The organism is Pseudomonas sp. DTU_2021_1001937_2_SI_NGA_ILE_001 (assembly GCF_032463525.1).
Lineage (GTDB): Bacteria > Pseudomonadota > Gammaproteobacteria > Pseudomonadales > Pseudomonadaceae > Aquipseudomonas.
The window spans coordinates 3,123,130-3,148,847 of record NZ_CP135971.1; the positions used below are offsets into that span (position 1 = coordinate 3,123,130).

Annotated in this window: 29 protein-coding genes and 4 tRNA genes; all 33 read right to left on the reverse strand. The window is 57.6% G+C overall.

Translation table 11 applies throughout. The features are described 5' to 3' along the window. Positions 1 to 13: 13 nt before the first annotated feature. The 33 genes from rplE to birA all read right to left on the reverse strand — a co-directional run bounded on the left by rplE (position 14) and on the right by birA (position 25,699). A complete protein-coding gene (gene rplE / locus RRX38_RS13320) occupies positions 14 to 553 on the reverse strand; it encodes a 50S ribosomal protein L5 (protein ID WP_295470612.1) in 540 nt (179 codons plus the stop codon). 20 nt (positions 554 to 573) lie between these two features. Next, entirely contained in the window at positions 574 to 888 is a 315-nt protein-coding gene (gene rplX / locus RRX38_RS13325; protein WP_295470610.1) for a 50S ribosomal protein L24, read from the reverse strand. Between the two features lie 11 nt (positions 889 to 899). Then, positions 900 to 1,268: a 50S ribosomal protein L14 gene (gene rplN, locus RRX38_RS13330; protein WP_045484118.1), complete on the reverse strand. Its 369-nt coding sequence runs from the start codon at positions 1,266 to 1,268 to the stop codon at positions 900 to 902. A 23-nt stretch (positions 1,269 to 1,291) separates the two neighbouring features. Beyond that, entirely contained in the window at positions 1,292 to 1,558 is a 267-nt protein-coding gene (rpsQ, locus tag RRX38_RS13335; RefSeq protein WP_045484121.1) for a 30S ribosomal protein S17, read from the reverse strand. 2 nt (positions 1,559 to 1,560) lie between these two features. Beyond that, positions 1,561 to 1,752: a 50S ribosomal protein L29 gene (gene rpmC, locus RRX38_RS13340; protein WP_002555481.1), complete on the reverse strand. Its 192-nt coding sequence runs from the start codon at positions 1,750 to 1,752 to the stop codon at positions 1,561 to 1,563. Next, positions 1,752 to 2,165 (reverse strand): 50S ribosomal protein L16, encoded by a 414-nt coding sequence (gene rplP / locus RRX38_RS13345; RefSeq protein ID WP_225788816.1) that lies wholly within the window; start codon positions 2,163 to 2,165, stop codon positions 1,752 to 1,754. Before rplP ends, rpmC begins: the two co-directional genes overlap by 1 nt. Positions 2,166 to 2,177: 12 nt before the next feature. Continuing rightward, complete coding sequence (rpsC, locus tag RRX38_RS13350; RefSeq protein ID WP_315959553.1) at positions 2,178 to 2,864, reverse strand: 30S ribosomal protein S3; 687 nt, start codon at positions 2,862 to 2,864, stop codon at positions 2,178 to 2,180. A gap of 13 nt (positions 2,865 to 2,877) precedes the next feature. Further along, positions 2,878 to 3,210 carry a 50S ribosomal protein L22 gene (gene rplV / locus RRX38_RS13355; RefSeq protein ID WP_002555485.1) on the reverse strand — a complete coding sequence of 111 codons (333 nt, stop codon included), beginning with the start codon at positions 3,208 to 3,210 and terminating at the stop codon, positions 2,878 to 2,880. Positions 3,211 to 3,223: 13 nt separating this feature from the next. Continuing rightward, positions 3,224 to 3,499, reverse strand: coding sequence for a 30S ribosomal protein S19 (gene rpsS / locus RRX38_RS13360; RefSeq protein WP_004883670.1), 276 nt, complete (start codon positions 3,497 to 3,499; stop codon positions 3,224 to 3,226). A gap of 16 nt (positions 3,500 to 3,515) precedes the next feature. After that, positions 3,516 to 4,340 (reverse strand): 50S ribosomal protein L2, encoded by an 825-nt coding sequence (rplB, locus tag RRX38_RS13365; protein WP_295470598.1) that lies wholly within the window; start codon positions 4,338 to 4,340, stop codon positions 3,516 to 3,518. 14 nt (positions 4,341 to 4,354) lie between these two features. After that, entirely contained in the window at positions 4,355 to 4,654 is a 300-nt protein-coding gene (gene rplW / locus RRX38_RS13370) for a 50S ribosomal protein L23 (protein WP_056836280.1), read from the reverse strand. After that, positions 4,651 to 5,253, reverse strand: a complete 603-nt coding sequence (rplD, locus tag RRX38_RS13375) for a 50S ribosomal protein L4 (protein WP_295470596.1) — start codon at positions 5,251 to 5,253, stop codon at positions 4,651 to 4,653. Before rplD ends, rplW begins: the two co-directional genes overlap by 4 nt. A 12-nt stretch (positions 5,254 to 5,265) precedes the next feature. Continuing rightward, on the reverse strand, positions 5,266 to 5,901 hold the full coding sequence (gene rplC, locus RRX38_RS13380; protein ID WP_045484141.1) for a 50S ribosomal protein L3: 636 nt from the start codon (positions 5,899 to 5,901) through the stop codon (positions 5,266 to 5,268). An 81-nt stretch (positions 5,902 to 5,982) separates the two neighbouring features. Beyond that, positions 5,983 to 6,294 carry a 30S ribosomal protein S10 gene (rpsJ, locus tag RRX38_RS13385; protein WP_003186070.1) on the reverse strand — a complete coding sequence of 104 codons (312 nt, stop codon included), beginning with the start codon at positions 6,292 to 6,294 and terminating at the stop codon, positions 5,983 to 5,985. Between the two features lie 140 nt (positions 6,295 to 6,434). Then, positions 6,435 to 7,628 carry an elongation factor Tu gene (gene tuf / locus RRX38_RS13390; RefSeq protein WP_295470585.1) on the reverse strand — a complete coding sequence of 398 codons (1,194 nt, stop codon included), beginning with the start codon at positions 7,626 to 7,628 and terminating at the stop codon, positions 6,435 to 6,437. Positions 7,629 to 7,660: 32 nt separating this feature from the next. Continuing rightward, a complete protein-coding gene (gene fusA / locus RRX38_RS13395; RefSeq protein ID WP_295470583.1) occupies positions 7,661 to 9,790 on the reverse strand; it encodes an elongation factor G in 2,130 nt (709 codons plus the stop codon). 30 nt (positions 9,791 to 9,820) lie between these two features. Beyond that, on the reverse strand, positions 9,821 to 10,291 hold the full coding sequence (rpsG, locus tag RRX38_RS13400; protein WP_003186074.1) for a 30S ribosomal protein S7: 471 nt from the start codon (positions 10,289 to 10,291) through the stop codon (positions 9,821 to 9,823). A 124-nt stretch (positions 10,292 to 10,415) separates the two neighbouring features. After that, positions 10,416 to 10,793 carry a 30S ribosomal protein S12 gene (gene rpsL, locus RRX38_RS13405; RefSeq protein ID WP_045484153.1) on the reverse strand — a complete coding sequence of 126 codons (378 nt, stop codon included), beginning with the start codon at positions 10,791 to 10,793 and terminating at the stop codon, positions 10,416 to 10,418. Positions 10,794 to 10,987: 194 nt separating this feature from the next. Continuing rightward, positions 10,988 to 15,187, reverse strand: a complete 4,200-nt coding sequence (rpoC, locus tag RRX38_RS13410; protein ID WP_295470579.1) for a DNA-directed RNA polymerase subunit beta' — start codon at positions 15,185 to 15,187, stop codon at positions 10,988 to 10,990. A 63-nt stretch (positions 15,188 to 15,250) separates the two neighbouring features. Then, on the reverse strand, positions 15,251 to 19,324 hold the full coding sequence (gene rpoB, locus RRX38_RS13415; RefSeq protein ID WP_295470577.1) for a DNA-directed RNA polymerase subunit beta: 4,074 nt from the start codon (positions 19,322 to 19,324) through the stop codon (positions 15,251 to 15,253). A gap of 219 nt (positions 19,325 to 19,543) precedes the next feature. Beyond that, positions 19,544 to 19,915 carry a 50S ribosomal protein L7/L12 gene (gene rplL / locus RRX38_RS13420; protein ID WP_295470575.1) on the reverse strand — a complete coding sequence of 124 codons (372 nt, stop codon included), beginning with the start codon at positions 19,913 to 19,915 and terminating at the stop codon, positions 19,544 to 19,546. Between the two features lie 78 nt (positions 19,916 to 19,993). Beyond that, complete coding sequence (gene rplJ / locus RRX38_RS13425) at positions 19,994 to 20,494, reverse strand: 50S ribosomal protein L10 (protein WP_295470573.1); 501 nt, start codon at positions 20,492 to 20,494, stop codon at positions 19,994 to 19,996. 196 nt (positions 20,495 to 20,690) lie between these two features. Then, positions 20,691 to 21,386: a 50S ribosomal protein L1 gene (gene rplA / locus RRX38_RS13430; protein ID WP_295470572.1), complete on the reverse strand. Its 696-nt coding sequence runs from the start codon at positions 21,384 to 21,386 to the stop codon at positions 20,691 to 20,693. Next, positions 21,386 to 21,817, reverse strand: a complete 432-nt coding sequence (rplK, locus tag RRX38_RS13435) for a 50S ribosomal protein L11 (protein WP_295470570.1) — start codon at positions 21,815 to 21,817, stop codon at positions 21,386 to 21,388. Before rplK ends, rplA begins: the two co-directional genes overlap by 1 nt. Positions 21,818 to 21,934: 117 nt before the next feature. Continuing rightward, on the reverse strand, positions 21,935 to 22,468 hold the full coding sequence (gene nusG / locus RRX38_RS13440) for a transcription termination/antitermination protein NusG (protein ID WP_295470569.1): 534 nt from the start codon (positions 22,466 to 22,468) through the stop codon (positions 21,935 to 21,937). Positions 22,469 to 22,477: 9 nt separating this feature from the next. Next, positions 22,478 to 22,846 carry a preprotein translocase subunit SecE gene (gene secE / locus RRX38_RS13445; protein ID WP_295470567.1) on the reverse strand — a complete coding sequence of 123 codons (369 nt, stop codon included), beginning with the start codon at positions 22,844 to 22,846 and terminating at the stop codon, positions 22,478 to 22,480. A 43-nt stretch (positions 22,847 to 22,889) separates the two neighbouring features. After that, positions 22,890 to 22,965, reverse strand: a tRNA-Trp gene (locus RRX38_RS13450). Between the two features lie 174 nt (positions 22,966 to 23,139). Continuing rightward, positions 23,140 to 23,215, reverse strand: a tRNA-Thr gene (locus RRX38_RS13455). Between the two features lie 26 nt (positions 23,216 to 23,241). Continuing rightward, positions 23,242 to 23,315, reverse strand: a tRNA-Gly gene (locus RRX38_RS13460). 25 nt (positions 23,316 to 23,340) lie between these two features. Continuing rightward, positions 23,341 to 23,425, reverse strand: a tRNA-Tyr gene (locus RRX38_RS13465). 142 nt (positions 23,426 to 23,567) lie between these two features. Further along, positions 23,568 to 23,993: a hypothetical protein gene (locus tag RRX38_RS13470; protein WP_315959555.1), complete on the reverse strand. Its 426-nt coding sequence runs from the start codon at positions 23,991 to 23,993 to the stop codon at positions 23,568 to 23,570. Between the two features lie 7 nt (positions 23,994 to 24,000). Then, entirely contained in the window at positions 24,001 to 24,750 is a 750-nt protein-coding gene (locus RRX38_RS13475) for a pantothenate kinase (RefSeq protein ID WP_295470564.1), read from the reverse strand. After that, positions 24,740 to 25,699: a bifunctional biotin--[acetyl-CoA-carboxylase] ligase/biotin operon repressor BirA gene (gene birA / locus RRX38_RS13480; RefSeq protein WP_315959556.1), complete on the reverse strand. Its 960-nt coding sequence runs from the start codon at positions 25,697 to 25,699 to the stop codon at positions 24,740 to 24,742. The genes RRX38_RS13475 and birA overlap by 11 nt, the downstream gene beginning before the upstream one ends. Positions 25,700 to 25,718: the final 19 nt, after the last annotated feature.

Sequence of the window (25,718 nt, forward strand, 5' to 3'; positions counted from 1 at the left end):
ATCCTGACTCCAATCAGTTACGGAACGGGAACTTGAAAGCACGCAGCAGTGCGCGGCCTTGCTCGTCGTTCTTGGCAGTGGTGGTCAGGGTGATGTCCAGACCGCGCAGAGCATCGATCTTGTCGTAATCGATTTCCGGGAAGATGATCTGCTCTTTCACGCCCATGCTGTAGTTGCCACGACCATCGAAGGACTTGGCATTCAGGCCGCGGAAGTCGCGAACCCGAGGCAGGGAGATCGACAGCAGACGATCCAGGAATTCGTACATACGATCGCGGCGCAGGGTTACCTTGACGCCGATCGGCCAACCTTCACGAACCTTGAAACCCGCGATGGACTTGCGAGCGAAAGTCACAACTGGCTTTTGACCAGTGATCTTTTCCAGGTCGGCAACAGCGTGCTCGATGACCTTCTTGTCACCGATCGCTTCGCCCAGACCCATGTTCAGGGTGATTTTGGTAACGCGCGGAACTTCCATCACGTTCGCCAGCTTAAGTTCTTCCTTAAGCTTCGGAGCGATTTCCTTCCGGTAAATCTCTTTCAGTCGTGCCATGGTCTTCTACCTAGCAGTGTTCAAGCATCAACCGCTTTTTGGGTCGACTTGAAGACACGAATTTTTTTGCCGTCTTCTACTTTGAAGCCAACGCGATCAGCCTTGTTGGTTTCGCTGTTGAAAATGGCGACGTTGGAAGCGTGCAGAGGCGCTTCTTTCTCGACGATACCGCCCTGAACGCCCGACATCGGGTTCGGCTTGGTATGACGCTTCACCAGGTTCACGCCACCGACAACCACACGGTTGTCAGCGAGAACCTTCAGCACCTTACCGCGCTTGCCTTTGTCTTTGCCGGCGATCACGATGATCTCGTCGTCACGACGAATCTTTTGCATGTCGGATCTCCTTACAGCACTTCAGGGGCGAGCGAGACGATCTTCATGAACTTCTCACCGCGAAGTTCACGAGTCACTGGCCCGAAGATACGGGTGCCGATCGGCTCTTGCTTGTTGTTCAGCAGAACAGCAGCGTTACCATCGAAGCGAATGATCGAACCGTCTGCACGGCGAACGCCGTGACGGGTGCGGACTACCACAGCAGTCATCACCTGGCCTTTCTTCACTTTGCCGCGAGGAATGGCTTCTTTAACGGTTACTTTGATGATGTCACCGATACCAGCGTAACGACGATGGGAGCCACCCAGCACCTTGATGCACATAACGCGGCGAGCGCCGCTGTTATCGGCCACATCGAGCATGGATTGAGTCTGAATCATAAAATTTCTCCGACCCCTAGCCCTTAGACTTCCACAGCGCGTTCGACGATTTCAACCAGCGCCCAGGACTTGGTCTTGGCTACCGGACGGGTCTCACGAATGGTGACCTTGTCGCCGATATGGCACTGGTTGGTTTCGTCATGCGCGTGCAGCTTAGTCGAACGCTTAACGTATTTACCGTAGATCGGGTGCTTTACGCGACGCTCGATCAGTACGGTGATGGTCTTGTCCATTTTGTCGCTGACGACACGGCCAGTCAGCGTGCGGACGGTTTTTTCAGCTTCAGCCATGATCACTTACCTGCCTGCTGGTTGAGCACAGTTTTCACGCGAGCGATGTCACGCTTAACTTGCGAGAGCAGGTGCGACTGCCCCAACTGGCCAGTTGCTTTCTGCATGCGCAGATTGAACTGGTCGCGCAGCAGGCCGAGCAGTTGCTCGTTCAGCTGCTGTGCTGATTTTTCACGAAGTTCATTCGCTTTCATCACATCACCGTCCGCTTAACAAAGGAGGTGGCGAGTGGCAGCTTCGCAGCAGCCAGGGCAAAAGCCTCACGCGCCAGCTCTTCAGAAACACCCTCGATCTCGTACAGGACTTTGCCTGGCTGGATCTGAGCAACCCAGTATTCAACCGAACCCTTACCTTTACCCATCCGCACTTCGAGAGGCTTCTTGGTGACCGGCTTGTCCGGGAACACACGGATCCAGATCTTGCCGCCACGTTTTACGTGACGGGTCAGGGCACGACGTGCCGACTCGATCTGACGAGCGGTGAGACGACCGCGGGAAACAGCTTTCAGCGCGAACTCGCCGAAGCTGACCTTGCTACCGCGCAGAGCCAGACCACGGTTGTGGCCGGTCATTTGCTTGCGGAACTTCGTACGCTTTGGTTGCAACATTTGGCGTACCCCTTACTTGGCAGCTTTTTTACGAGGCGCTGGCGCTTGAGGCTTCAGCTCTTCCTGGCGACCACCAATCACTTCGCCTTTGAAGATCCAAACCTTGACACCGATCACACCGTAGGTGGTGTGCGCTTCGTAAGTGGCATAGTCAATGTCGGCACGCAGGGTGTGCAGAGGCACACGACCTTCGCGATACCATTCAGTACGTGCGATTTCAGCACCGCCGAGACGACCGCTCACCTGAATCTTGATGCCTTTGGCACCGATGCGGATGGCGTTCTGTACGGCGCGCTTCATGGCGCGACGGAACATGACACGACGCTCCAGCTGCTGAGCTACGCTCTGGGCAACCAGCATACCGTCGAGCTCCGGCTTGCGGATCTCTTCGATATTGATGTGCACAGGCACACCCATTTGCTTGGTCAGGTCCTGACGCAGTTTTTCAACATCTTCACCTTTCTTGCCGATCACGATGCCGGGACGAGCGGTGTGGATGGTGATGCGTGCTGTCTGAGCCGGACGATGGATATCGATACGGCTAACGGACGCGCTTTTTAGTTTGTCCTGGAGGTACTCACGCACTTGCAGATCTGCCAGCAGGTAGTCTGCGTAAGTGCTGCCGTCTGCGTACCAGACGGAGGTGTGCTCCTTGACGATTCCCAGGCGAATGCCAATGGGATGTACTTTCTGACCCATCTCTTCGACTCCGTTACTTGTCAGCAACCTTGACAGTGATATGGCAAGACCGCTTGACGATGCGATCAGCACGGCCTTTGGCACGTGGCATGATGCGCTTCAGCGAACGCCCTTCGTTGACGAAAACGGTGGAGACCTTCAGGTCATCAACGTCTGCGCCTTCGTTATGCTCGGCGTTGGCTACGGCCGACTCCAGCACTTTTTTCAGGATCTCGGCGGCTTTCTTACTGCTGAAAGCCAGCAGGTTGAGCGCTTCGCCCACCTTCTTCCCGCGGATCTGGTCGGCGACCAAGCGGGCTTTCTGGGCGGAGATTCGAGCGCCCGACAACTTAGCGGCTACTTCCATCGTTCCTTACCCCTTAACGCTTGGCTTTCTTGTCTGCCACGTGCCCGCGATAAGTACGGGTACCGGCAAACTCGCCCAGTTTATGGCCGACCATGTCTTCACTTACCAGAACCGGTACGTGTTGACGGCCGTTGTGTACAGCGATGGTCAGACCGACCATTTGTGGCAGGATCATCGAACGACGAGACCAGGTCTTAACTGGTTTGCGATCGTTCTTTTCCGCCGCCACTTCGATCTTCTTCAGTAGGTGAAGATCAATAAAAGGACCTTTTTTCAGAGAACGTGGCACTGTCGTATCCCTCTATTTACTTGCGACGACGGACGATCATTTTGTCGGTACGCTTATTACCACGGGTTTTGGCACCCTTGGTTGGGAAGCCCCATGGCGATACCGGATGACGACCACCGGAGGTACGACCTTCACCACCACCGTGTGGGTGGTCAACCGGGTTCATGGCAACACCACGAACGGTTGGGCGAACGCCACGCCAGCGCTTGGCACCAGCTTTACCCAGCGAACGCAGGCTGTGCTCGGAGTTCGAGACTTCACCCAGGGTCGCGCGGCACTCGGCCAGGACTTTGCGCATTTCGCCGGAGCGCAGACGCAGAGTCACGTAGACGCCTTCACGAGCGACCAGCTGGGCGGAAGCGCCAGCGGAGCGAGCGATCTGGGCACCTTTGCCAGGCTTCAGTTCGATAGCGTGTACGGTGCTACCAACAGGGATGTTGCGCAGCTGCAGGGTGTTACCGGCCTTGATAGGGGCCAGAGCACCGGAGATCAGCTGGTCGCCAGCGCTCACGCCTTTAGGGGCGATGATGTAGCGACGCTCGCCATCTGCATAACGCAGCAGGGCGATGTGAGCAGTACGGTTCGGGTCGTATTCGATACGCTCGACGATGGCAGCGATGCCATCCTTGTCGTTGCGACGGAAGTCGACCAGACGGTAATGCTGCTTATGACCACCACCAACGTGACGAGTAGTGATGCGGCCATTGTTGTTACGACCACCAGACTTCGATTTCTTCTCGAGCAGCGGTGCGTGAGGAGCGCCTTTGTGCAGCCCCTGGTTGACCACCTTGACCACAAAACGGCGGCCAGGGGAAGTCGGTTTGCATTTAACGATTGCCATGATGCACCCCTTCCTTACTCAGCACTGCTGCTGAAATCGAGATCTTGGCCTGGCTGAAGGGAGATAACTGCCTTCTTCCAGTCATTGCGCTTGCCCAGACCGCGAGCAGTACGCTTAGTCTTACCCAGAACGTTCAGGGTAGTGACGCGTTCTACTTTCACGCTGAACAGAGCCTCAACGGCCTTCTTGATTTCCAGCTTGGTTGCGTCGGTGGCAACTTTGAAAACGAACTGACCTTTCTTGTCAGCCAGAACTGTGGCCTTCTCGGATACGTGCGGGCCAAGCAGAACTTTAAATACGCGTTCCTGGTTCATCCCAGCAGCTCCTCGAATTTCTTCACGGCCGACACGGTGATAAGAACCTTGTCGTAGGCGATCAGACTGACCGGATCGGAACCCTGGACGTCACGTACGTCGACGTGCGGCAGGTTGCGAGCAGCCAGGTACAGATTCTGGTCAACGGCGTCGGAAACGATCAGCACGTCGGTCAGGCCCAGACCATTCAGTTTACCCAGCAGGTCTTTGGTTTTCGGCGCTTCGACAGCGAAGTCCTGAACCACGACCAGACGGTCGGTACGAACCAGCTCAGCGAGGATGGAGCGCAGTGCAGCGCGGTACATCTTCTTGTTGAGCTTCTGGGAGTGATCCTGAGGACGAGCAGCGAAGGTGGTACCACCGCCGCGCCACAGTGGGCTACGGATAGTACCGGCACGAGCGCGGCCAGTACCTTTCTGACGCCATGGGCGCTTACCGCCACCAGCAACGTCGGAACGGCTCTTCTGCTGCTTGCTGCCCTGACGGCCGCCAGCCATGTAGGCCACGACTGCCTGGTGCACCAGGGTCTCGTTGAATTCGCCGCCAAATGTCAGTTCGGAAACTTCGATGGCTTGAGCGTCATTTACGTTTAATTGCATGTCAGCTTCCCCTTAACCGCGAGCCTTGGCTGCTGGACGTACAACCAGGTTGCCGCCAGTAGCGCCAGGAACAGCGCCCTTGACCAACAACAGATTGCGTTCAGCGTCCACGCGCACTACTTCAAGGGATTGCACGGTCACGCGCTCAGCGCCCATATGACCGGACATTTTCTTGCCCTTGAATACACGACCAGGAGTCTGGCACTGGCCGATAGAGCCTGGGACGCGGTGGGAGACGGAGTTGCCGTGGGTGTTATCTTGGCCGCGGAAGTTCCAGCGCTTGATAGTACCCGCGAAACCCTTACCTTTGGACTGACCGGTCACATCGACCAGTTGACCAGCAGCGAAGATTTCGGCATTGATCAGATCGCCAGCCTTGTATTCGCCTTCTTCAAGACGGAATTCCAGGACGGTACGACCTGCAGCAACGTTCGCCTTGGCGAAGTGACCCGCTTGAGCAGCGGTCACGCGCGAAGCACGACGCTCACCGACAGTGACTTGCACTGCACGATAGCCATCGGTTTCTTCGGTTTTGAACTGAGTGACGCGATTCGGCTCGATCTCGATGACCGTGACCGGAATGGAGACACCTTCTTCGGTGAAAATGCGGGTCATGCCGCACTTACGACCGACTACACCAATAGTCATGTTGTAAACCTCATGAGTGTACGGGGCTTTCACCCGCTATGGCCGCCCATTTCAGAGCGTTACACGACCAAGACCCGAGTCTTAGCCGAGGCTGATCTGTACTTCCACGCCGGCCGCAAGGTCGAGCTTCATCAGCGCGTCAACGGTTTTATCCGTTGGCTGGACGATGTCCAAAACACGCTTATGAGTACGGATCTCGTACTGGTCACGCGCGTCTTTGTTGACGTGCGGGGAAACCAGAACGGTGAACCGCTCTTTGCGGGTAGGCAGTGGAATAGGACCACGCACCTGTGCCCCAGTACGTTTCGCGGTTTCCACGATTTCCTGGGTTGATTGGTCGATCAGGCGATGGTCAAAAGCCTTCAACCTGATACGGATTTGCTGATTTTGCATTGGATTCCAGACTCCGATTGCTATCCCACCGAGCGCAATACGCCCGTTAAAAGGAGGCGCAATTCTATAGATGCCCCAAGGTAGTGTCAACCCAATAAAAAAGCCCCCGCAGGGCGGGGGCTTTTCAAATCGATCGCGGATTAGGCGATGATTTTGGCTACAACGCCAGCACCAACGGTACGGCCGCCTTCACGGATGGCGAAACGCAGACCGTCTTCCATCGCGATTGGCTTGATCAGGGTGACTTCCATCTGGATGTTGTCACCTGGCATTACCATTTCAACGCCTTCTGGCAGTTCGCAGGAACCAGTCACGTCAGTAGTACGGAAGTAGAACTGAGGACGGTAGCCTTTGAAGAAAGGAGTGTGACGACCACCCTCTTCCTTGCTCAGAACGTAGACTTCAGCCACGAACTTGGTGTGAGGCTTGATGGTGCCTGGCTTGGCCAGAACCTGACCACGCTCAACGTCGTCACGCTTGGTGCCACGCAGCAGAACGCCGCAGTTCTCGCCAGCACGACCTTCGTCCAGCAGCTTGCGGAACATTTCAACGCCGGTGCAGGTGGTCTTGGTGGTGTCACGCAGACCAACGATCTCGACTTCTTCCTGGATCTTGATGATGCCACGCTCAACACGACCGGTAACAACGGTACCGCGGCCGGAGATCGAGAACACGTCTTCGATTGGCATCAGGAAGGTCTTGTCGATAGCACGCTCAGGCTCTGGGATGTAGGTGTCCAGAGTCTCAACCAGCTTCTTGACAGCCGAAGTACCCATTTCGTTGGTGTCTTCGCCGTTCAGAGCCATCAGAGCCGAACCGATGATGATCGGAGTGTCGTCACCTGGGAAGTCGTAGGTGCTCAGCAGGTCGCGAACTTCCATCTCGACCAGTTCCAGCAGCTCAGCGTCGTCAACCATGTCAGCCTTGTTCAGGAAGACAACGATGTACGGAACGCCAACCTGACGGGACAGCAGGATGTGCTCACGAGTTTGTGGCATCGGACCATCGGCAGCCGAGCAGACCAGGATAGCGCCGTCCATCTGGGCAGCACCGGTGATCATGTTCTTGACGTAGTCGGCGTGGCCTGGGCAGTCAACGTGCGCGTAGTGACGAATGTTGGAGTCGTACTCTACGTGAGCAGTGTTGATGGTGATACCACGAGCTTTTTCTTCTGGGGCGCTGTCGATCTTGTCGAAGTCAACGCGAGCCGAACCGAAAACTTCGGAGCAAACGCGAGTCAGAGCAGCGGTCAGAGTGGTTTTACCGTGGTCAACGTGACCGATGGTGCCAACGTTGACGTGCGGTTTGTTACGTTCAAATTTTTCTTTAGCCACGACAGTGAACTCCTAGCCTAAAGGGGGTTGAATCAACCTTGTTTTTTGACGAGCGCTTCGACGATGTTCGACGGAGCTTCAGCGTATTTGGAGAATTCCATGGAGTAGCTCGCGCGACCCTGAGACATGGAACGAACGTCGGTCGCATAACCGAACATTTCTCCGAGCGGCACTTCAGCACGGATAACCTTGCCGGAGACCGAGTCTTCCATACCCTGGATCAGACCACGACGACGGTTCAGGTCACCCATCACGTCACCCATGTAGTCCTCAGGGGTCACCACCTCGACCTTCATGATCGGCTCAAGCACCTTACCACCGCCCTTCTGGGCCAGTTGCTTGGTCGCCATGGAAGCAGCGATCTTGAACGCCATCTCGTTGGAGTCGACGTCGTGGTAGGAACCATCGAACACGGTAGCCTTCAGGCCGATCAGCGGATAGCCGGCAACGACGCCGTTCTTCATCTGCTCTTCGATACCCTTCTGGATCGCAGGGATGTATTCCTTCGGAACCACACCGCCAACGACTTCGTTGGTGAAGACCAGACCTTCGGTGATGTTGCCCTTGTCGTCCACGTCCGGAGTCGAGAAGCGAATCCAGCAGTGACCGAACTGACCGCGACCACCGGACTGACGAACGAACTTGCCTTCGATCTCGACAGCGTCCTTGGTGATGGTTTCACGGTAGGAAACCTGCGGCTTACCGATGTTGGCTTCTACGTTGAACTCGCGCTTCATGCGGTCAACGAGAATGTCCAGGTGCAGCTCACCCATACCGGAGATGATGGTCTGACCGGTCTCTTCGTCGGTCTTGACGCGGAACGAAGGGTCTTCCTGGGCCAGTTTGCCCAGAGCGATACCCATCTTCTCCTGGTCAGCCTTGGTCTTCGGCTCTACAGCAACCGAAATCACAGGCTCTGGGAAGTCCATACGCTCGAGGATGATTGGCTTCTCGATGTCGCACAGGGTGTCACCAGTGGTCACATCCTTCATACCGATCAGGGCCGCGATGTCACCAGCGCGTACTTCCTTGATCTCTTCACGTTGGTTCGCGTGCATCTGCACCATACGACCAACGCGCTCTTTCTTGCCCTTGACCGAGTTGATCACGGAGTCACCGGAGCTCAGGAAGCCCGAGTAGACGCGCACGAAAGTCAGAGTACCCACGAATGGGTCGGTAGCGATCTTGAACGCCAGAGCCGAGAACGGCTCGTTGTCATCTGCATGACGCTCGTCGTGGATCTCGTTGTCATCAGTGCTGTCCGGATGGACACCCTGAATCGCAGCGATCTCGGTTGGAGCAGGCAAGAAGTCGATGACCGCGTCGAGAACCAGAGGAACGCCCTTGTTCTTGAAGGAAGAACCGCAAACCGCAGGAACGATTTCACCAGCCAGGGTGCGCGCACGCAGACCAGCCTTGATCTCTTCCGCAGTCAGTTCACCTTCTTCAAGGTACTTGTTCATCAGCTCTTCGCTGGACTCGGCAGCCGCTTCAACCATGTTGGAGCGCCACTCTTCGGCAGCAGCAACCAGCTCGGCAGGAATTTCTTCCTCGCGATAGGTGGTGCCTTTGTCGTCTTCGTTCCAGTAGATGGCCTTCATCTTGATCAGGTCGACCTGACCAGCGAAGTTTTCTTCCGAACCGATGGCGATCTGGATCGGAACCGGGGTGTGACCCAGACGGTTCTTGATCTGACCGACAACGCGCATGAAGTCAGCGCCAGCACGGTCCATCTTGTTCACGTAGACGATACGTGGAACGTTGTACTTGTTCGCCTGACGCCATACGGTTTCAGACTGAGGCTCGACACCGGAGGTGCCGCAGAACACAACGACCGCGCCGTCGAGTACGCGCAGCGAACGCTCAACTTCAATGGTGAAGTCAACGTGGCCGGGGGTATCGATGACGTTTACGCGGTAGTTGTCGTACTGACCACGAGAACCTTTCCAGAAGGTGGTGATGGCAGCGGAGGTAATGGTGATACCCCGCTCCTGCTCTTGCACCATCCAGTCGGTGGTCGCGGCGCCGTCGTGAACTTCGCCGATCTTGTGGCTCAGGCCTGTGTAGTACAGGATCCGCTCGGTAGTGGTGGTCTTGCCCGCGTCAACGTGAGCACAGATACCAATGTTACGGTAGCGGTTGATTGCAGTAGTACGAGCCATAAAGCCCTCGCAAAAAGATTGAAGCCGAAATTAGAAGCGGTAGTGCGAGAAAGCCTTGTTGGCTTCGGCCATACGGTGAACGTCTTCACGCTTCTTCACAGCAGCACCTTTGCCTTCGGCAGCATCCAGCAGCTCGCCAGCCAGGCGCAGCGCCATGGACTTCTCGCCGCGCTTGCGGGCGAAGTCTACCAGCCAGCGCATTGCCAGCGCGTTACGGCGGGACGGACGAACTTCGACAGGAACCTGGTAGGTCGCACCACCAACACGGCGCGACTTCACTTCGACCAGCGGAGCGATGGCGTCGAGAGCTTTCTCGAAGATTTCCAGGGGGTCGCTGTTCTTGCGTTCTTTAACCTTGTCCAGCGCGCCATAAACGATACGCTCGGCAACGGCTTTCTTGCCGCTTTCCATCACGTGGTTCATGAACTTCGCCAGGATTTGGCTTCCGTATTTCGGATCGTCAAGGATCTCGCGTTTTGCTGCTACGCGTCTTCTTGGCATGGATAAGCCCTCAAACGGTCTTCAGGTTAGCCCGGGACAAGCATTCCGGAGGAATTTGCCCGACCTTACTCTTATCGACTCAAAAAAATAGAAAAAAGCAAATTCAGTCAGAAGCGAAAGCCAATCAGGCCTTCTTAGGCTTCTTGGTACCGTATTTCGAACGGCCCTGGTTACGACCCTTGACGCCGGAAGTATCCAGAGAACCGCGAACGGTGTGGTAACGAACACCTGGCAAGTCTTTTACACGACCGCCACGGATCAGAACCACGCTGTGCTCTTGCAGGTTGTGGCCTTCACCACCGATGTACGAGGAAACCTCGAAACCGTTGGTCAGACGCACACGGCATACTTTACGCAGTGCCGAGTTAGGTTTTTTCGGCGTAGTGGTGTACACGCGAGTGCACACGCCACGACGTTGCGGGCAGTTCTGCAGCGCAGGAACGTCGGATTTCTCGACGATACGCTTGCGCGGCTGACGTACCAGCTGGTTGATAGTTGCCATCTACTAGCTCCACTGTTGACTTGCAGACGCTATTGCCTGCAAGAAAGCAAATGACAGGGCGTTAGGCCCTGCCAAATTTAGGGGTACAAGAGTCTAAAGAGGATCCCGCCCCCAGTCAAGGCAGGCACCCGCCCTCTTCGCTAGACGACCGACGCCTGACGGCATCGATCATCGAGCAAGAGCGGGGCCAGCCCTTAGTTACCGCTGGAGTTCAACGCCTCGGTCAGAGCGGCCTCGACTTCGCTTGCGCTGACGCGCAGTGGCTTGTCGATGTCACGGCGACGCTTACGCTCGCTGTGATAGGCCAGACCGGTACCTGCCGGGATCAGGCGACCCACGACAACGTTCTCCTTCAGGCCGCGCAGGTAATCGCGCTTGCCGGTGACGGCCGCTTCGGTCAGAACGCGGGTGGTCTCCTGGAAGGAGGCCGCGGAAATGAACGACTCGGTCGACAGCGAGGCCTTGGTGATACCCAGCAGCACGCGAGTGAACTTGGCAATGAACTTGTCATCGGCCGCCAGACGCTCGTTCTCACCCAGTACCTGGGTCAGCTCGACCTGGTCACCTTTGATGAAGCTCGAGTCGCCGGCTTCGCTCACTTCGACTTTACGCAGCATCTGACGCAGGATGGTCTCGATGTGCTTGTCGTTGATCTTCACGCCCTGCAGACGGTAAACGTCCTGGATCTCGTTGACGATGTACTTGGCCAGCGCGCTGACGCCCAGCAGCCGCAGGATGTCGTGCGGATCGCTAGGACCGTCGGAGATCACTTCGCCGCGGTTGACCTGTTCACCCTCGAACACGTTGAGGTGACGCCATTTCGGAATCAGCTCTTCGTATGGCTCGCTGCCATCGACCGGGGTGATGACCAGGCGACGCTTGCCTTTGGTTTCCTTGCCGAACGCGATGGTGCCGCTGACTTCCGCCAGGATCGACGCTTCTTTCGGACGACGCGCTTCGAACAGGTCGGCAACGCGAGGCAGACCACCGGTGATGTCACGGGTCTTCGACGTTTCTTGCGGAATACGCGCGATAACGTCACCGATCGCGATCTGTGCACCGTCAGCCACGTTGACCAGAGCGTTGGCCGGCAGGAAGTACTGGGCAGGTACGTCGGTACCCGGCAGCATCAGGTCCTTGCCGTCGAGGCCAACCATCTTCACGGCAGGACGGATGTCCTTGCCAGCCGCCGGACGGTCTTTCACGTCCAGGACTTCGATGATGGTCATACCGGTCAGTTCGTCGGTCTGACGCTTGATGGTAATGCCTTCTTCCATGCCCACGTAGGTCACGGTACCTTTCATTTCGGTAACGATCGGGTGGGTGTGCGGGTCCCACTTGGCCACGATGGAGCCAGCGTCGACCTTGTCGCCTTCCTTCACCGAGATCACCGCACCGTAAGGCAGCTTGTAGCGCTCGCGCTCACGACCGAACTCGTCGGCGATGGCCAGCTCACCGGAACGGGAAACCGCTACCAGGTGACCATCCACACGCTCTACGTGCTTCAGGTTATGCAGACGCACGGTACCGCCGTTCTTCACTTGTACGCTGTCGGCCGCCGAGGTCCGGCTGGCCGCACCACCGATGTGGAAGGTACGCATGGTCAGCTGGGTACCCGGCTCACCGATGGACTGGGCAGCGATAACGCCGACCGCTTCACCGATGTTCACCAGGTGGCCGCGCGCCAGGTCACGACCGTAGCACTTGGCGCAGATGCCGAAACGGGTTTCGCAGCTGATCGGCGAGCGCACGACCACTTCGTCGATACTGTTCAGCTCGATGAACTCGACCCACTTCTCGTCGACCAGGGTGCCGGCCGGAACGATGACGTCCTCGGTGCCAGGCTTGAACACGTCGCGAGCGATCACACGACCCAGTACGCGCTCACCCAGCGGCTCGACCACGTCGCCGCCTTCAATGTGCGGCGTCATGACCAGGCCCTGCTCGGTACCACAGTCGACTTCGGTCACGACCAGGTCCTGCGCCACGTCGACCAGACGACGGGTCAGGTAACCGGAGTTCGCGGTCTTCAGTGCGGTATCCGCCAGACCTTTACGAGCACCGTGAGTCGAGATGAAGTACTGGAGTACGCTCAGACCTTCACGGAAGTTCGCAGTGATCGGCGTCTCGATGATGGAGCCGTCCGGCTTGGCCATCAGACCACGCATACCGGCCAGCTGACGGATCTGGGCTGCGGAACCCCGCGCACCGGAGTCGGCCATCATGTACATCGAGTTGAACGATTCCTGCTCGACCTCGGCGCCGGTGCGATCGATCACCTTCTCTTTCGAGAGGTTGGACATCATCGCCTTGGACACTTCGTCGTTGGCCTTCGACCACAGATCGATGACCTTGTTGTACTTCTCGCCCTGAGTTACCAGGCCGGAGGCGTACTGGCTTTCGATTTCCTTCACTTCGGTGGTGGCGGCATCGATGATGCGCGCTTTCTCATCCGGAATGACGAAGTCGTTCACGCCGATGGACACGCCGGAAATCGTCGAGTAGGCGAAACCGGTGTACATCAGCTGGTCAGCGAAGATAACGGTGTCCTTCAGACCCACCACGCGATAGCACTGGTTGATCAGCTTGGAGATCGCCTTCTTCTTCATCGGCTGGTTGACCACGTCGAACGACAGGCCGGCCGGTACAACCTGGAACAGCAGCGCACGGCCGACGGTGGTGTCGACGATACGAGTGTTCTTCACGCTGTTGCCGTCACGATCGTTCACGGTCTCGTTGATACGGACCTTGATCTTGGCGTGCAGGGCAGCCTCGCCGGCGCGGAATACGCGGTCGACTTCCTGCAGGTCGGCGAACACGCGACCTTCGCCCTTGGCGTTGATGGCCTCGCGGGTCATGTAGTACAGACCCAGTACCACGTCCTGGGAAGGAACGATGATCGGATCACCGCTCGCTGGCGACAGGATGTTGTTGGTCGACATCATCAGCGCACGGGCTTCGAGCTGGGCTTCCAGGGTCAGCGGTACGTGCACCGCCATCTGGTCACCGTCGAAGTCGGCGTTATAGGCCGCACACACCAATGGGTGCAGCTGGATGGCCTTACCTTCGATCAGCACGGGCTCGAACGCCTGGATACCCAGACGGTGCAGAGTAGGTGCACGGTTGAGCAGCACGGGGTGTTCGCGGATCACTTCGGCGAGAACGTCCCAGACCTCTGGCAGTTCGCGCTCGACCATTTTCTTGGCCGCCTTGATGGTGGTGGCCAGGCCGCGCATTTCCAGCTTGCCGAAGATGAACGGCTTGAACAGCTCCAGAGCCATCTTCTTGGGCAGACCGCACTGATGCAGGCGCAGGGTCGGACCTACGGTAATAACCGAACGGCCGGAGTAGTCAACACGCTTACCGAGCAGGTTCTGACGGAAACGACCCTGCTTACCCTTGATCATGTCAGCCAGGGATTTCAGAGGACGCTTGTTGGAACCGGTGATGGCACGACCGCGACGACCGTTGTCGAGCAGGGCGTCGACCGCTTCCTGCAGCATGCGCTTTTCGTTGCGCACGATGATGTCAGGAGCCGACAGGTCCAGCAGACGCTTCAGACGGTTGTTACGGTTGATGACGCGACGATACAGATCGTTGAGATCGGAAGTCGCGAAGCGGCCGCCGTCCAGAGGAACCAGTGGACGCAGATCTGGCGGCAGAACCGGCAGAACGGTCAACACCATCCACTCAGGCAGGTTGCCGGAGCCCTGGAAGGCTTCCATCAGCTTCAGACGCTTGGACAGCTTCTTGATCTTGGTTTCCGAGTTGGTCTGCGGAATCTCTTCGCGCAGGCGACCGATCTCGTGCTCCAGGTCAATGGCGTGCAGCAGCTCGCGGACAGCCTCGGCACCCATGCGGGCGTCGAAGTCGTCACCGAACTCTTCGAGGGCTTCGAAGTACTGCTCGTCGTTCAGCAGTTGGCCTTTTTCCAGGGTGGTCATGCCCGGGTCGATCACTACGTAGCTCTCGAAGTAGAGCACGCGCTCGATGTCACGCAGGGTCATGTCCATCAGCAGGCCGATACGGGACGGCAGCGACTTCAGGAACCAGATGTGGGCAACTGGAGAGGCCAGTTCGATGTGCGCCATGCGCTCACGACGGACCTTGGCCAGGGCAACTTCAACGCCGCACTTCTCGCAGATCACGCCGCGATGCTTGAGGCGCTTGTACTTGCCGCACAGGCACTCGTAATCCTTGACCGGGCCAAAGATCTTGGCGCAGAACAGGCCGTCACGCTCAGGCTTGAACGTACGGTAGTTGATGGTCTCCGGCTTCTTAACTTCACCGAACGACCACGAACGGATCATCTCAGGCGACGCCAGTCCGATGCGGATAGCGTCGAACTCTTCGACTTGACCCTGGTTTTTCAACAGATTCAGTAGGTCTTTCAAGGCCTTTCCTCCTGGCGGAGCAAGGAGCAGGCAGTACCGCCCTGCTCCCATTCACGTCACGTGTTATTCGGTTTCCAGATCGATATCGATACCGAGAGAACGGATCTCTTTGATCAACACGTTGAAGGACTCGGGCATGCCCGGCTCCATACGGTGATCGCCATCCACGATGTTCTTGTACATCTTGGTACGGCCGTTCACGTCGTCCGACTTCACTGTGAGCATTTCCTGCAGAGTGTAAGCCGCGCCGTATGCTTCCAGCGCCCAGACTTCCATCTCCCCGAAACGCTGACCACCGAACTGCGCCTTACCACCCAGCGGCTGCTGGGTAACCAGGCTGTAGGAACCCGTGGAACGCGCGTGCATCTTGTCGTCCACCAGGTGGTTCAGTTTCAGCATGTACATGTAGCCAACGGTGACAGCGCGCTCGAACTTGTTGCCGGTACGGCCATCGAACAGCTGCATCTGACCGCTGTCAGGCATGTCTGCCAGACGCAGCATCGCCTTGATCTCACGCTCTTTGGCACCGTCGAATACCGGGGTGGCCATAGGAACGCCGTTGCGCAGGTTCTTCGCCAGATCCAGGATCTCCTGATCGGAGAAGCTGTCGAGGTTTTCCTGGCGACCACCGATCTCGTTGTAGATCTCGGCCAGGAACTTGCGCAGCTCGATGACCTTGCGCTGCTCTTCGAGCATGCGGTTGATCTTCTCGCCCAGGCCCTTGGCCGCGAGGCCCAGGTGGGTTTCGAGGATCTGACCGACGTTCATACGCGAAGGTACGCCCAACGGGTTCAGTACGATGTCCACCGGAGTACCGTTGGCGTCGTGCGGCATGTCTTCGACCGGCATGATCACCGAGACCACACCCTTGTTACCGTGACGACCGGCCATCTTGTCGCCCGGCTGGATGCGACGGCGGATAGCCAGGTAGACCTTGACGATCTTCAGTACGCCTGGAGCCAGGTCATCGCCTTGCTGCAGCTTGCGCTTCTTGTCTTCGAACTTGTCGTCCAGCAGACGACGACGGTCGACGATGTAGGCCTGGGCTTTTTCCAGCTGTTCGTTCAGCGCGTCTTCGGTCATGCGCAGTTTGAACCACTGACCATGCTCCAGACCGTTGAGGATCTCGTCGGTGATTTCCTGGCCTTTCTTCAGGCCGGCACCACCTTCCACGGTACGACCCACCAGGGCGGAACGCAGACGCTCGAAGGTCGCGCCTTCGACAATGCGGAACTCTTCGTTGAGGTCCTTGCGGATCTCGTCCAGCTGCGCCTTCTCGATGGACAGCGCGCGGGAGTCACGCTCTACGCCGTCACGGGTGAACACCTGGACGTCGATGACTGTGCCCTTGGTACCGGTTGGTACGCGCAGCGAGGTGTCTTTGACGTCGCTGGCCTTCTCACCGAAGATCGCGCGCAGCAGTTTCTCTTCCGGAGTCAGCTGGGTTTCGCCTTTTGGCGTGACCTTGCCGACCAGGATGTCGCCAGCGGCCACTTCGGCACCGACGTAGACGATACCGGCTTCGTCCAGCTTGTTCAGCGCAGCCTCACCCACGTTCGGGATGTCCGCGGTGATTTCTTCTGGGCCAAGCTTGGTGTCACGCGCCACACAGGTCAGTTCCTGAATGTGGATGGTGGTGAAGCGGTCTTCCTGAACCACACGCTCGGACAGGCAGATGGAGTCTTCGAAGTTGAAGCCGTTCCACGCCATGAACGCGATGCGCATGTTCTGACCCAGAGCCAGTTCACCCATGTCGGTGGACGGGCCGTCGGCCATGATGTCGCCACGCTGAACCACATCACCGCGGTTCACCAGCGGACGCTGGTTGATGCAGGTGTTCTGGTTCGAACGGGTGTACTTGGTCAGGTTGTAGATATCCACACCGGCTTCGCCGGTCTCGACTTCGTCGTCGGCCACGCGGACCACGATACGGCTGGCATCCACGGAATCGATCACGCCGCCACGACGCGCCACGACGCAAACGCCGGAGTCGCGGGCCACGTTACGCTCCATACCGGTACCCACCAGCGGCTTGTCGGCACGCAGGGTTGGAACGGCTTGACGCTGCATGTTCGAACCCATCAACGCACGGTTGGCGTCGTCGTGCTCGAGGAACGGAATCAGCGAGGCTGCAACCGAGACAACCTGCTTGGGCGAGACGTCCATCAGGGTGACGTCGGCAGGTGCCTTGACGGTGAATTCGTTCAGGTGACGAACGGCAACCAGCTCGTCGATCAGCTCCTGCTTCTCGTTCATCGTGGCCGAAGCCTGGGCGATGACGTGGTCGGCTTCTTCGATCGCCGACAGGAACACGATCTCGTCGGTGACCAGGCCATCTTTCACCACGCGGTACGGGCTTTCCAGGAAGCCGTACTGGTTGGTGCGGGCATAAGCCGCCAGGGAGTTGATCAGACCGATGTTCGGACCTTCAGGGGTCTCGATCGGGCACACACGGCCGTAGTGGGTCGGGTGTACGTCACGGACTTCGAAGCCGGCGCGTTCACGAGTCAGACCACCTGGGCCGAGAGCGGAGACACGGCGCTTGTGGGTGATCTCGGACAGCGGGTTGTTCTGGTCCATGAACTGCGACAGCTGGCTGGAACCGAAGAACTCCTTCACCGCCGCCGCGACCGGCTTGGCGTTGATCAGGTCCTGAGGCATCAGGCCTTCGCTTTCGGCCATCGACAGACGTTCCTTGACCGCACGCTCGACGCGCACCAGGCCAACACGGAACTGGTTCTCGGCCATCTCGCCAACGCAACGCACGCGACGGTTACCCAGGTGGTCGATGTCATCGACGATACCTTTGCCGTTACGGATGTCGACCAGGGTCTTGAGAACCTCGACGATGTCTTCCTTGCACAGCACACCCGAACCTTCGATTTCGGTGCGACCGATACGACGGTTGAACTTCATGCGGCCGACGGCAGACAGGTCGTAGCGCTCGGCACTGAAGAAGAGGTTGTTGAACAGGGTCTCGGCGGCATCCTTGGTTGGCGGCTCGCCAGGACGCATCATGCGGTAGATCTCGACCAGAGCTTCCAGTTGGTTGCTGGTGGAGTCGATCTTCAGCGTGTCGGAGATGAACGGACCGCAGTCGATGTCGTTGGTGTACAGGGTCTCGATGCGAACCACCTGGGCCTTGGCGATCTTGGCCAGCAGGTCGGTGGTCAGCTCGGTGTTGCACTCGGCGATGATCTCGCCGGTAGCCGGATGCACGATGACCTTGGCGGTGGTGCGACCCAGAACGTATTCCAGGGGCACTTCCAGCTCTTTGATACCGGCTTTTTCCAGCTGGTTGATGTGACGGGCAGTGATACGGCGACCCTGCTCGACAATAACCTTGCCGCTCTCGTCCTTGATGTCCAGGACGGCGACTTCACCACGCAGACGCTGAGGCACCAGCTCCAGGCTCAGGCCTTGCTCGCGCACATGGAATACGTTGGTGGTGTAGAAGGCATCCAGCACCTGTTCGGTGGTGTAGCCGAGCGCGCGCAGCAGTACGGACGCCGGCAATTTGCGGCGACGGTCGATACGCACGAATACGCAGTCCTTCGGGTCGAACTCGAAGTCCAGCCAGGAACCGCGGTATGGAATGATGCGAGCGGAGTACAGCAGCTTGCCGGAGCTGTGAGTCTTGCCACGGTCGTGGTCGAAGAACACACCAGGCGAACGGTGCAGCTGGGACACGATTACACGCTCGGTACCGTTGATGACGAAGGTACCGTTTTCAGTCATCAGGGGAATTTCACCCATGTAGACTTCTTGCTCTTTGATGTCCTTGATCGCTTTGTTCGACGATTCTTTGTCGAAAATGATCAGACGAACCTTGACCCGCAGCGGTACGGCGTAAGTCACGCCACGCAGCACGCACTCCTTGACATCAAATGCCGGTTCGCCCAAGCGATAACCTACGTACTCCAGGGCAGCATTGCCGGAGTAGCTGATGATCGGGAAAACGGATTTGAAGGCTGCATGCAGACCGACGTCGCGGAACTGATCTTTGGTCGCTCCCGCCTGCAGGAATTCACGATACGAATCCAGCTGGATGGCCAGGAGATACGGCACATCCATTACGTCCGGCAACTTGCTAAAGTCCTTGCGGATACGTTTTTTCTCAGTGTATGAGTAAGCCATCAGCGTTCCCCAGCTTGGTCACCTGCCTGTTTGGCTCCTCCCGACGGAAGCAGCCAGAAAATCTGCAAACCTTCTTGGTTTGCGCCACCGTGTCGGTGGTACCTGCACGTTATAGAGGGCGGCCTTGCCACACGTCTATAACGGAAAAAGGCCGGTGGCAAAAGCCACCAGCCATCAGCCTTCTGCTCAACGCTTGGGCTGGACGCTCAAGGTCGATGCTTATTTCAGCTCGACTTTAGCGCCTGCTTCTTCCAGAGCAGCCTTGGCCTTGTCGGCGGTGGCTTTGTCAACGCCTTCCAGAACGGTAGCTGGAGCGCCGTCAACGGCAGCCTTGGCTTCTTTCAGGCCCAGACCGGTCAGTTCACGAACGGCCTTGATCACGTTCACTTTCTTGTCGCCGGCTTCAGCCAGAACAACGTTGAACTCGGTCTGCTCTTCAACAGCAGCAGCAGCGCCAGCAGCTGGACCAGCAGCAACGGCGGCAGCAGCGGTAACACCGAACTTCTCTTCGAAGGCCTTGATCAGTTCTACGACTTGCAGAACGGACATCTCGGCAACGGCGTTAAGGATATCTTCTTGAGAGATGGACATGACTCAAATTTCCTGAATTGGGGGACGGCCTACGCGACCATCGAAATAAACAAAAACGCGTGAGAAGAGCTTTCAGCCTCAGGCTGCAGCCGCTTCCTTCTGGTCGCGAATGGCCGCCAGAGTACGAGCCAGCTTGCTGGTAGCGCCTTGAATAACGCTCATCAGCTGTGCAATGGCTTCGTCGCGGGTCGGCAGGCTTGCCAGTACGTCGATCTGATTAGCTGCGAGGAACTTGCCCTCGAACGCAGCTGCCTTGATCTCGAACTTGTCCTGACCTTTGGCGAATTCCTTGAACAGACGGGCAGCAGCGCCCGGGTGCTCGTTGGAGAACGCGATCAAGGTCGGGCCGGTGAACGCATCGTTGAGGACACTGTATTCAGTGTCAGCAACAGCGCGCTTGAGCAGGGTGTTACGTACGACACGTACGTAAACGCCAGCTTCACGAGCCTCTTTACGGAGTCCGGTCATAGCGCCTACTGTCACACCACGGGCATCAGCCACGACAGCGGACAGAGCAGCTTTGGCAGCCTCGTTGACTTCAGCGACGATGGCCTTCTTGTCTTCGAGTTTAATTGCCACGGGTTTAACTCCTGCTTGTTACCGTTTCATCCAGCCGAAGCCGGATGTCGTTTTGGTGTCTGATTCGGTAAGGAACCGGGAGCACCATCTGCGTAGGCTTGTGGTTTAAGACTTGCGTCGCCTACGGTCTTGGACAGCCCCCGCCAGGCAGGGACCCCAATCATGTGGATGGCGCGGCGTACCGCGCCATCGCGTGTTACGCGTCCAGCGAGCTCTGATCGATGACCAGACCTGGGCCCATGGTGGTGCTCAGGGTTACGCGCTTGACGTAGATACCTTTCGAAGAAGCTGGCTTGATACGCTTCAGATCAGCGATCAGGGCTTCAACGTTTTCCTTCAGCTTGACGGCGTCGAAGCCGACCTTGCCAACGGAGGTGTGGATGATGCCGTTCTTGTCGGTACGGTAGCGAACCTGACCGGCCTTGGCGTTCTTGACGGCGCCAGCCACGTCTGGAGTTACGGTACCTACTTTCGGGTTAGGCATCAGGCCGCGAGGACCCAGAACCTGACCCAGCTGACCCACAACACGCATGGCGTCAGGGGAAGCGATGACTACGTCGTAGTTCAGGTCGCCGGCTTTCATTTCTGCAGCCAGATCGTCCATACCTACGCGGTCGGCACCGGCAGCCAGAGCAGCTTCAGCAGCCGGGCCCTGGGTGAACACGGCTACGCGAACGGTCTTACCGGTGCCGTGAGGCAGAACGGTAGCGCTACGTACGACCTGGTCGGATTTACGAGGATCGACGCCCAGGTTAACGGCAACGTCGAAAGACTCGTTGAACTTGACGGTCGACAGTTCGGCCAGCAGGGAAGCGGCGTCAACGAAGTTGTAGACCTTGCCAGCTTCGAGCTTGCTGGCGATTGCCTTTTGACGCTTGGTCAACTTAGCCATTACACACCCTCCACGTTAAGGCCCATGCTGCGAGCGGAACCGGCGATGGTACGCACGGCCGCATCGAGGTCAGCAGCAGTCAGATCAGCGCTCTTGGTCTTGGCGATCTCTTCCAGCTGTGCACGGGTAACGGTGCCAACCTTAACGGTGTTAGGACGAGCCGAACCGCTGGTCAGGCCTGCTGCTTTTTTCAGCAGAACCGAAGCAGGGGTGCTCTTGGTTTCGAAGGTGAAGCTACGGTCGCTGTAGACGGTGATGATCACTGGAGTCGGCAGACCTGGCTCAAGACCCTGAGTACGGGCGTTGAACGCTTTGCAGAATTCCATGATGTTTACACCGTGCTGACCCAGAGCAGGACCAACGGGTGGGCTAGGGTTAGCCTGACCGGCTTTCACTTGCAGCTTGATGTACGCAGAGATTTTCTTGGCCATGAGGCACTCCAGTTACGGGTTCGAACGCCAATGAAGGCTCCCCGGTTGTTACGCATATATCCCAGTGACGAAAAAACCCCACAGCCTTCGGCTGCGGGGTGGGGGATTCCAGTTCGATCAGACCTTCTCGACCTGACTGAACTCCAGCTCTACCGGGGTAGAGCGACCGAAAATGAGCACGGCAACCTGAATGCGGCTCTTTTCGTAGTTAACCTCTTCGACCGAACCGTTGAAGTCGGCGAACGGACCGTCGGTAACGCGGACCACTTCGCCCGGCTCGAACAAGGTCTTCGGCTTGGGCTTGTCGCTGCCATCGGCAACGCGACGCAGGATGGCCTCAGCCTCCTTGTCAGTGATGGGTGCCGGCTTGTCGGCAGTACCACCAATGAAACCCATGACGCGCGGGGTATCCTTGACCAAGTGCCAGGTCCCCTCGTTCATTTCCATCTGGACAAGCACATAGCCAGGGAAGAACTTACGCTCGCTCTTGCGCTTCTGGCCGTTGCGCATCTCTACCACTTCTTCAGTGGGGACCAGAATTTCGCCGAAGCCATCTTCCATGCCTGCCAGCTTTACGCGCTCGATCAGCGAGCGCATGACATGCTTCTCGTAACCCGAGTAAGCATGAACGACGTACCAACGCTTAGCCACGAGACACCCTTAGCCAACTATCAAGGAAACAAGCCAACCGAGCAGGGAATCGAGCCCCCACAACAGCAGCGCCATAACCAGAACCACAACCACGACGATCAGCGTAGTCTGGCCAGTCTCCTGGCGCGTAGGCCATACGACTTTACGGATCTCTGCACGCGCTTCCTTTGCGAGAGTAAAGAAAGCCTTGCCCTTGCCGGTCTGGAGCGCAATGAAGGCTGCAGCAGCACCGATCACGAGGAGAGCAAGAACGCGGTACAGGATCGGCTGGGCCGAGTAATACTGATTACCGACAACACCCACGACCACCAGAACGACTACCAGGAGCCACTTCAGCAGGTCAAAGCGAGAGTCTGATGCTTCAGCCTTGGGATTCATCTACGGAGATCCTGTGAAAAGAAAGCCAGATATCGAGAGAATCTGGCAGGTCAGGAGGGAATCGAACCCCCAACCTACGGTTTTGGAGACCGTCGCTCTGCCAATTGAGCTACTGACCTAAAAGCAAAATCAGGTCGACCATTATGCTGACCCGACTAGATTTTTTCAACACCCTTTTTGAGAACCGACCAACATGGCTGCTGGCACACCCAAAAGAAGGCTCAAGCGAAACGCACAAGGCGCACTTCACCGCTTAAAACAAAGGCAGATATTTGCATATCTGCCTCTGATAATGGAGCTCTTGAGCGGATTTGAACCGCTGACCTCACCCTTACCAAGGGTGTGCTCTACCAACTGAGCTACAAGAGCGAAACTTTTAGCATGAACCAGAAACCTGGAGCGGGTAGCGGGAATCGAACCCGCATCATCAGCTTGGAAGGCTGAGGTTCTACCACTAAACTATACCCGCGCAATCAAGCAGTTCGCGCTGAATCTGGTGGAGGGGGAAGGATTCGAACCTTCGAAGTCGTAGACGTCAGATTTACAGTCTGATCCCTTTGGCCGCTCGGGAACCCCTCCTGAGCTGTGGCGGCATTATCAATCTCTGCCACCCTCTTGTCAACCATTTTCTCAATTAAATCTTGAGGTTACATGCGTTGACTCATTTTGCTTCTCAACTTTGTTTACACATCGCTGCGAAGCGGGCGCCATTCTATGCAAACTAATCCAGGTCTGCAACCCCTTCGCAAGAAATAACGCGATTTTTTAACTGGGCGAAATCATGCGTCAATTGCCCTAGTAACTCCTCCCCCACCAACCGCCGACTTTCAGGATTGATCTGTACCCAATAGACATTTCCCCCTGCAGACTGCTGCACGTGATATTGCGCACGGATATCCAGGCTTGTCAGGCGCTGCTCCAGCGCCTTTATGTCGTCAGCCTTCGTAAAGCCTCCGAGATACTGACACTCCGGCTTGGGTTCCCGGGCACCACCCACACCCGACTCACTGAGCAGGCGAATGTCCTGCTGCCCCGAACGGGCCATGGACAGCGGAATGACCTCCTTGGCACGCAGCGGCGCCTCCTGCTGGTGCCACAGGTAATAGAAGATGTTCAGCATCAACAGCAGAAGAAATAGCCAGCGCATGAAAACCTCAGCGTAACGGGCAGGCCAGGGCGAGACCGACAAAGACCAGGTCTGGAATCACTCTGGCCCCTGGAATGACATCATCCACCAAAACAGCATCACCACCGGTGACGAATACATCGAAATCATCCCCCCAGTACTGGCGGGCAATCTCAAGCTGAGACAGCACGAAACCCCGCAGCATCAGCGAGCAACCGCGCTCCACCGCTTCAGCAGTGGAGTGACCAGGCGCCAGGCTCTCCAGCGCTTGCATGGCCGCCTCGTCGTCGTAACGAATACGCCGGGTGTGGGTACGCAGCTGATTGCGCATCAGGGGCATGCCTGGGCAGATGAACCCCCCCAGATGCAGCCCTTGATGGTCAACGAAGTCAGAGGTCACGGCTGTGCCCAGATCGATCACCAGGCAAGCCCGCGAAGAGAGCTGGTACCCCGCAACCAGTGCCAGCCAGCGATCCAGCCCCAGCCGCCGGTAATCCTCGTAGCCATTCTTCACACCAGCCAGCTCCTCGGCAGGCTCTGCACGCACAGGAGCAAGCGAAAACCTCTGGGCCAGCAGATTTACCAGCCTGTCAGTCTCCTCGACAGTACGCACGCTCACCAGACGGCAGTGAGCCAGCTCAAGCCCGACAAGCGACTGGAGGCGCTCCACGAGCGCGTCATCGGAGTCAACCACGCCTCCCGCACGGATTGCGTCATTATCCTTTTCCGTGACACGCCACTTGATGAAGCTATTGCCACAATCGAGTTCAAGAATCATCACGCAACCTCAGGCTGAGCTCACCACCGCTGAAACTTTTTTCCACACCATTTACCTCCAGCCGCAAGGCCCCCAGAGCGTCGATGCCCAGCACAACCCCCTCTATGCGTTCTACACCAGACAATAGCGAGACCTCCCGGCCCTGCCAGAGGTGATTGCGCTCCCATTCATCCTGAAAAGCTGAGAAGCCATCCCGCTGGTGACGCGCCAAATGCATCTGCAGGCGCTCAGCCAAGCGTCCGGCCAGCACGTTCCGATCAGACAGGCGCCCCGTCTCCAGGCGTACAGAAGTCCAGGCCTGGTCAACCTCGGCAGCCTGCTGCATGTTGACATTGATGCCCACGCCGATGACGACGTGACAGACATCGGCAGGATCCCCCATCAGCTCCAGCAGGATACCAGCCAGCTTGCGTCGCCCAACAAGAATGTCGTTAGGCCACTTGAGGCCAGCGGCCGCTACGCCGGTCTCGCGAAGCACTTCCACGACCGCCAGGCCAACCAACAGGCTCAGCCCTTCGAGCTGGCGCATACCACCCTCTATGCGCAGCAGCACACTGAAATAGAGGTTCTCTGCGAAAGGACTTATCCACTGCCGCCCTCGACGCCCCCTTCCGGCAGTCTGCCGTTCGGCAACAACCAGGGCCGGAAGGGCGATATCGGAAGCAATCAGCCTAGCCGCCTCGGCATTCGTGGAGTCGACACTCTCAAGGGCAACTACAGACCATCCAGGAGGCGTGCCGGCTGCCTGGATCACAGCCACATCATGAAGGGAGAGCGCGTTGGCAAGCCGGTAACCGCGGCCCCGGACCTTGTGCACTTCGACACCCAGCTCCGCAACCATCTGCTGCAACTGCTTCCACACAGCGCTTCGACTGATCCCCAACTCCTCACCCAAAACCTCACCGGAGTGAAACTCGCCGTCGGCAAGGAGTTTTAGCAATGTGAGCATGAAGTTATCGCCTGGCAAA

What these genes read in the sequence shown, in the direction of transcription:
- rpsG (WP_003186074.1), bottom strand. Translation starts at nt 10,291, where the DNA reads ATGCCAAGAAGACGCGTAGCAGCAAAACGCGAGATCCTTGACGATCCG.
- secE (WP_295470567.1), bottom strand. Translation starts at nt 22,846, where the DNA reads ATGAATCCCAAGGCTGAAGCATCAGACTCTCGCTTTGACCTGCTGAAG.
- RRX38_RS13470 (WP_315959555.1), bottom strand. Translation starts at nt 23,993, where the DNA reads ATGCGCTGGCTATTTCTTCTGCTGTTGATGCTGAACATCTTCTATTAC.
- rplD (WP_295470596.1), bottom strand. Translation starts at nt 5,253, where the DNA reads ATGCAATTAAACGTAAATGACGCTCAAGCCATCGAAGTTTCCGAACTG.
- rplE (WP_295470612.1), bottom strand. Translation starts at nt 553, where the DNA reads ATGGCACGACTGAAAGAGATTTACCGGAAGGAAATCGCTCCGAAGCTT.
- rplA (WP_295470572.1), bottom strand. Translation starts at nt 21,386, where the DNA reads ATGGCTAAGTTGACCAAGCGTCAAAAGGCAATCGCCAGCAAGCTCGAA.
- rplB (WP_295470598.1), bottom strand. Translation starts at nt 4,340, where the DNA reads ATGGCAATCGTTAAATGCAAACCGACTTCCCCTGGCCGCCGTTTTGTG.
- rplX (WP_295470610.1), bottom strand. Translation starts at nt 888, where the DNA reads ATGCAAAAGATTCGTCGTGACGACGAGATCATCGTGATCGCCGGCAAA.
- rplC (WP_045484141.1), bottom strand. Translation starts at nt 5,901, where the DNA reads ATGACTATTGGTGTAGTCGGTCGTAAGTGCGGCATGACCCGCATTTTC.
- rpsL (WP_045484153.1), bottom strand. Translation starts at nt 10,793, where the DNA reads ATGGCAACTATCAACCAGCTGGTACGTCAGCCGCGCAAGCGTATCGTC.
- rplK (WP_295470570.1), bottom strand. Translation starts at nt 21,817, where the DNA reads ATGGCCAAGAAAATCTCTGCGTACATCAAGCTGCAAGTGAAAGCCGGT.
- fusA (WP_295470583.1), bottom strand. Translation starts at nt 9,790, where the DNA reads ATGGCTCGTACTACTGCAATCAACCGCTACCGTAACATTGGTATCTGT.
- birA (WP_315959556.1), bottom strand. Translation starts at nt 25,699, where the DNA reads ATGCTCACATTGCTAAAACTCCTTGCCGACGGCGAGTTTCACTCCGGT.
- rplW (WP_056836280.1), bottom strand. Translation starts at nt 4,654, where the DNA reads ATGAACCAGGAACGCGTATTTAAAGTTCTGCTTGGCCCGCACGTATCC.
- RRX38_RS13475 (WP_295470564.1), bottom strand. Translation starts at nt 24,750, where the DNA reads ATGATTCTTGAACTCGATTGTGGCAATAGCTTCATCAAGTGGCGTGTC.
- rpsJ (WP_003186070.1), bottom strand. Translation starts at nt 6,294, where the DNA reads ATGCAAAATCAGCAAATCCGTATCAGGTTGAAGGCTTTTGACCATCGC.
- rpsQ (WP_045484121.1), bottom strand. Translation starts at nt 1,558, where the DNA reads ATGGCTGAAGCTGAAAAAACCGTCCGCACGCTGACTGGCCGTGTCGTC.
- rpoB (WP_295470577.1), bottom strand. Translation starts at nt 19,324, where the DNA reads ATGGCTTACTCATACACTGAGAAAAAACGTATCCGCAAGGACTTTAGC.
- rplP (WP_225788816.1), bottom strand. Translation starts at nt 2,165, where the DNA reads ATGTTGCAACCAAAGCGTACGAAGTTCCGCAAGCAAATGACCGGCCAC.
- rplV (WP_002555485.1), bottom strand. Translation starts at nt 3,210, where the DNA reads ATGGAAGTAGCCGCTAAGTTGTCGGGCGCTCGAATCTCCGCCCAGAAA.
- rpmC (WP_002555481.1), bottom strand. Translation starts at nt 1,752, where the DNA reads ATGAAAGCGAATGAACTTCGTGAAAAATCAGCACAGCAGCTGAACGAG.
- rplL (WP_295470575.1), bottom strand. Translation starts at nt 19,915, where the DNA reads ATGTCCATCTCTCAAGAAGATATCCTTAACGCCGTTGCCGAGATGTCC.
- rplN (WP_045484118.1), bottom strand. Translation starts at nt 1,268, where the DNA reads ATGATTCAGACTCAATCCATGCTCGATGTGGCCGATAACAGCGGCGCT.
- rpsC (WP_315959553.1), bottom strand. Translation starts at nt 2,864, where the DNA reads ATGGGTCAGAAAGTACATCCCATTGGCATTCGCCTGGGAATCGTCAAG.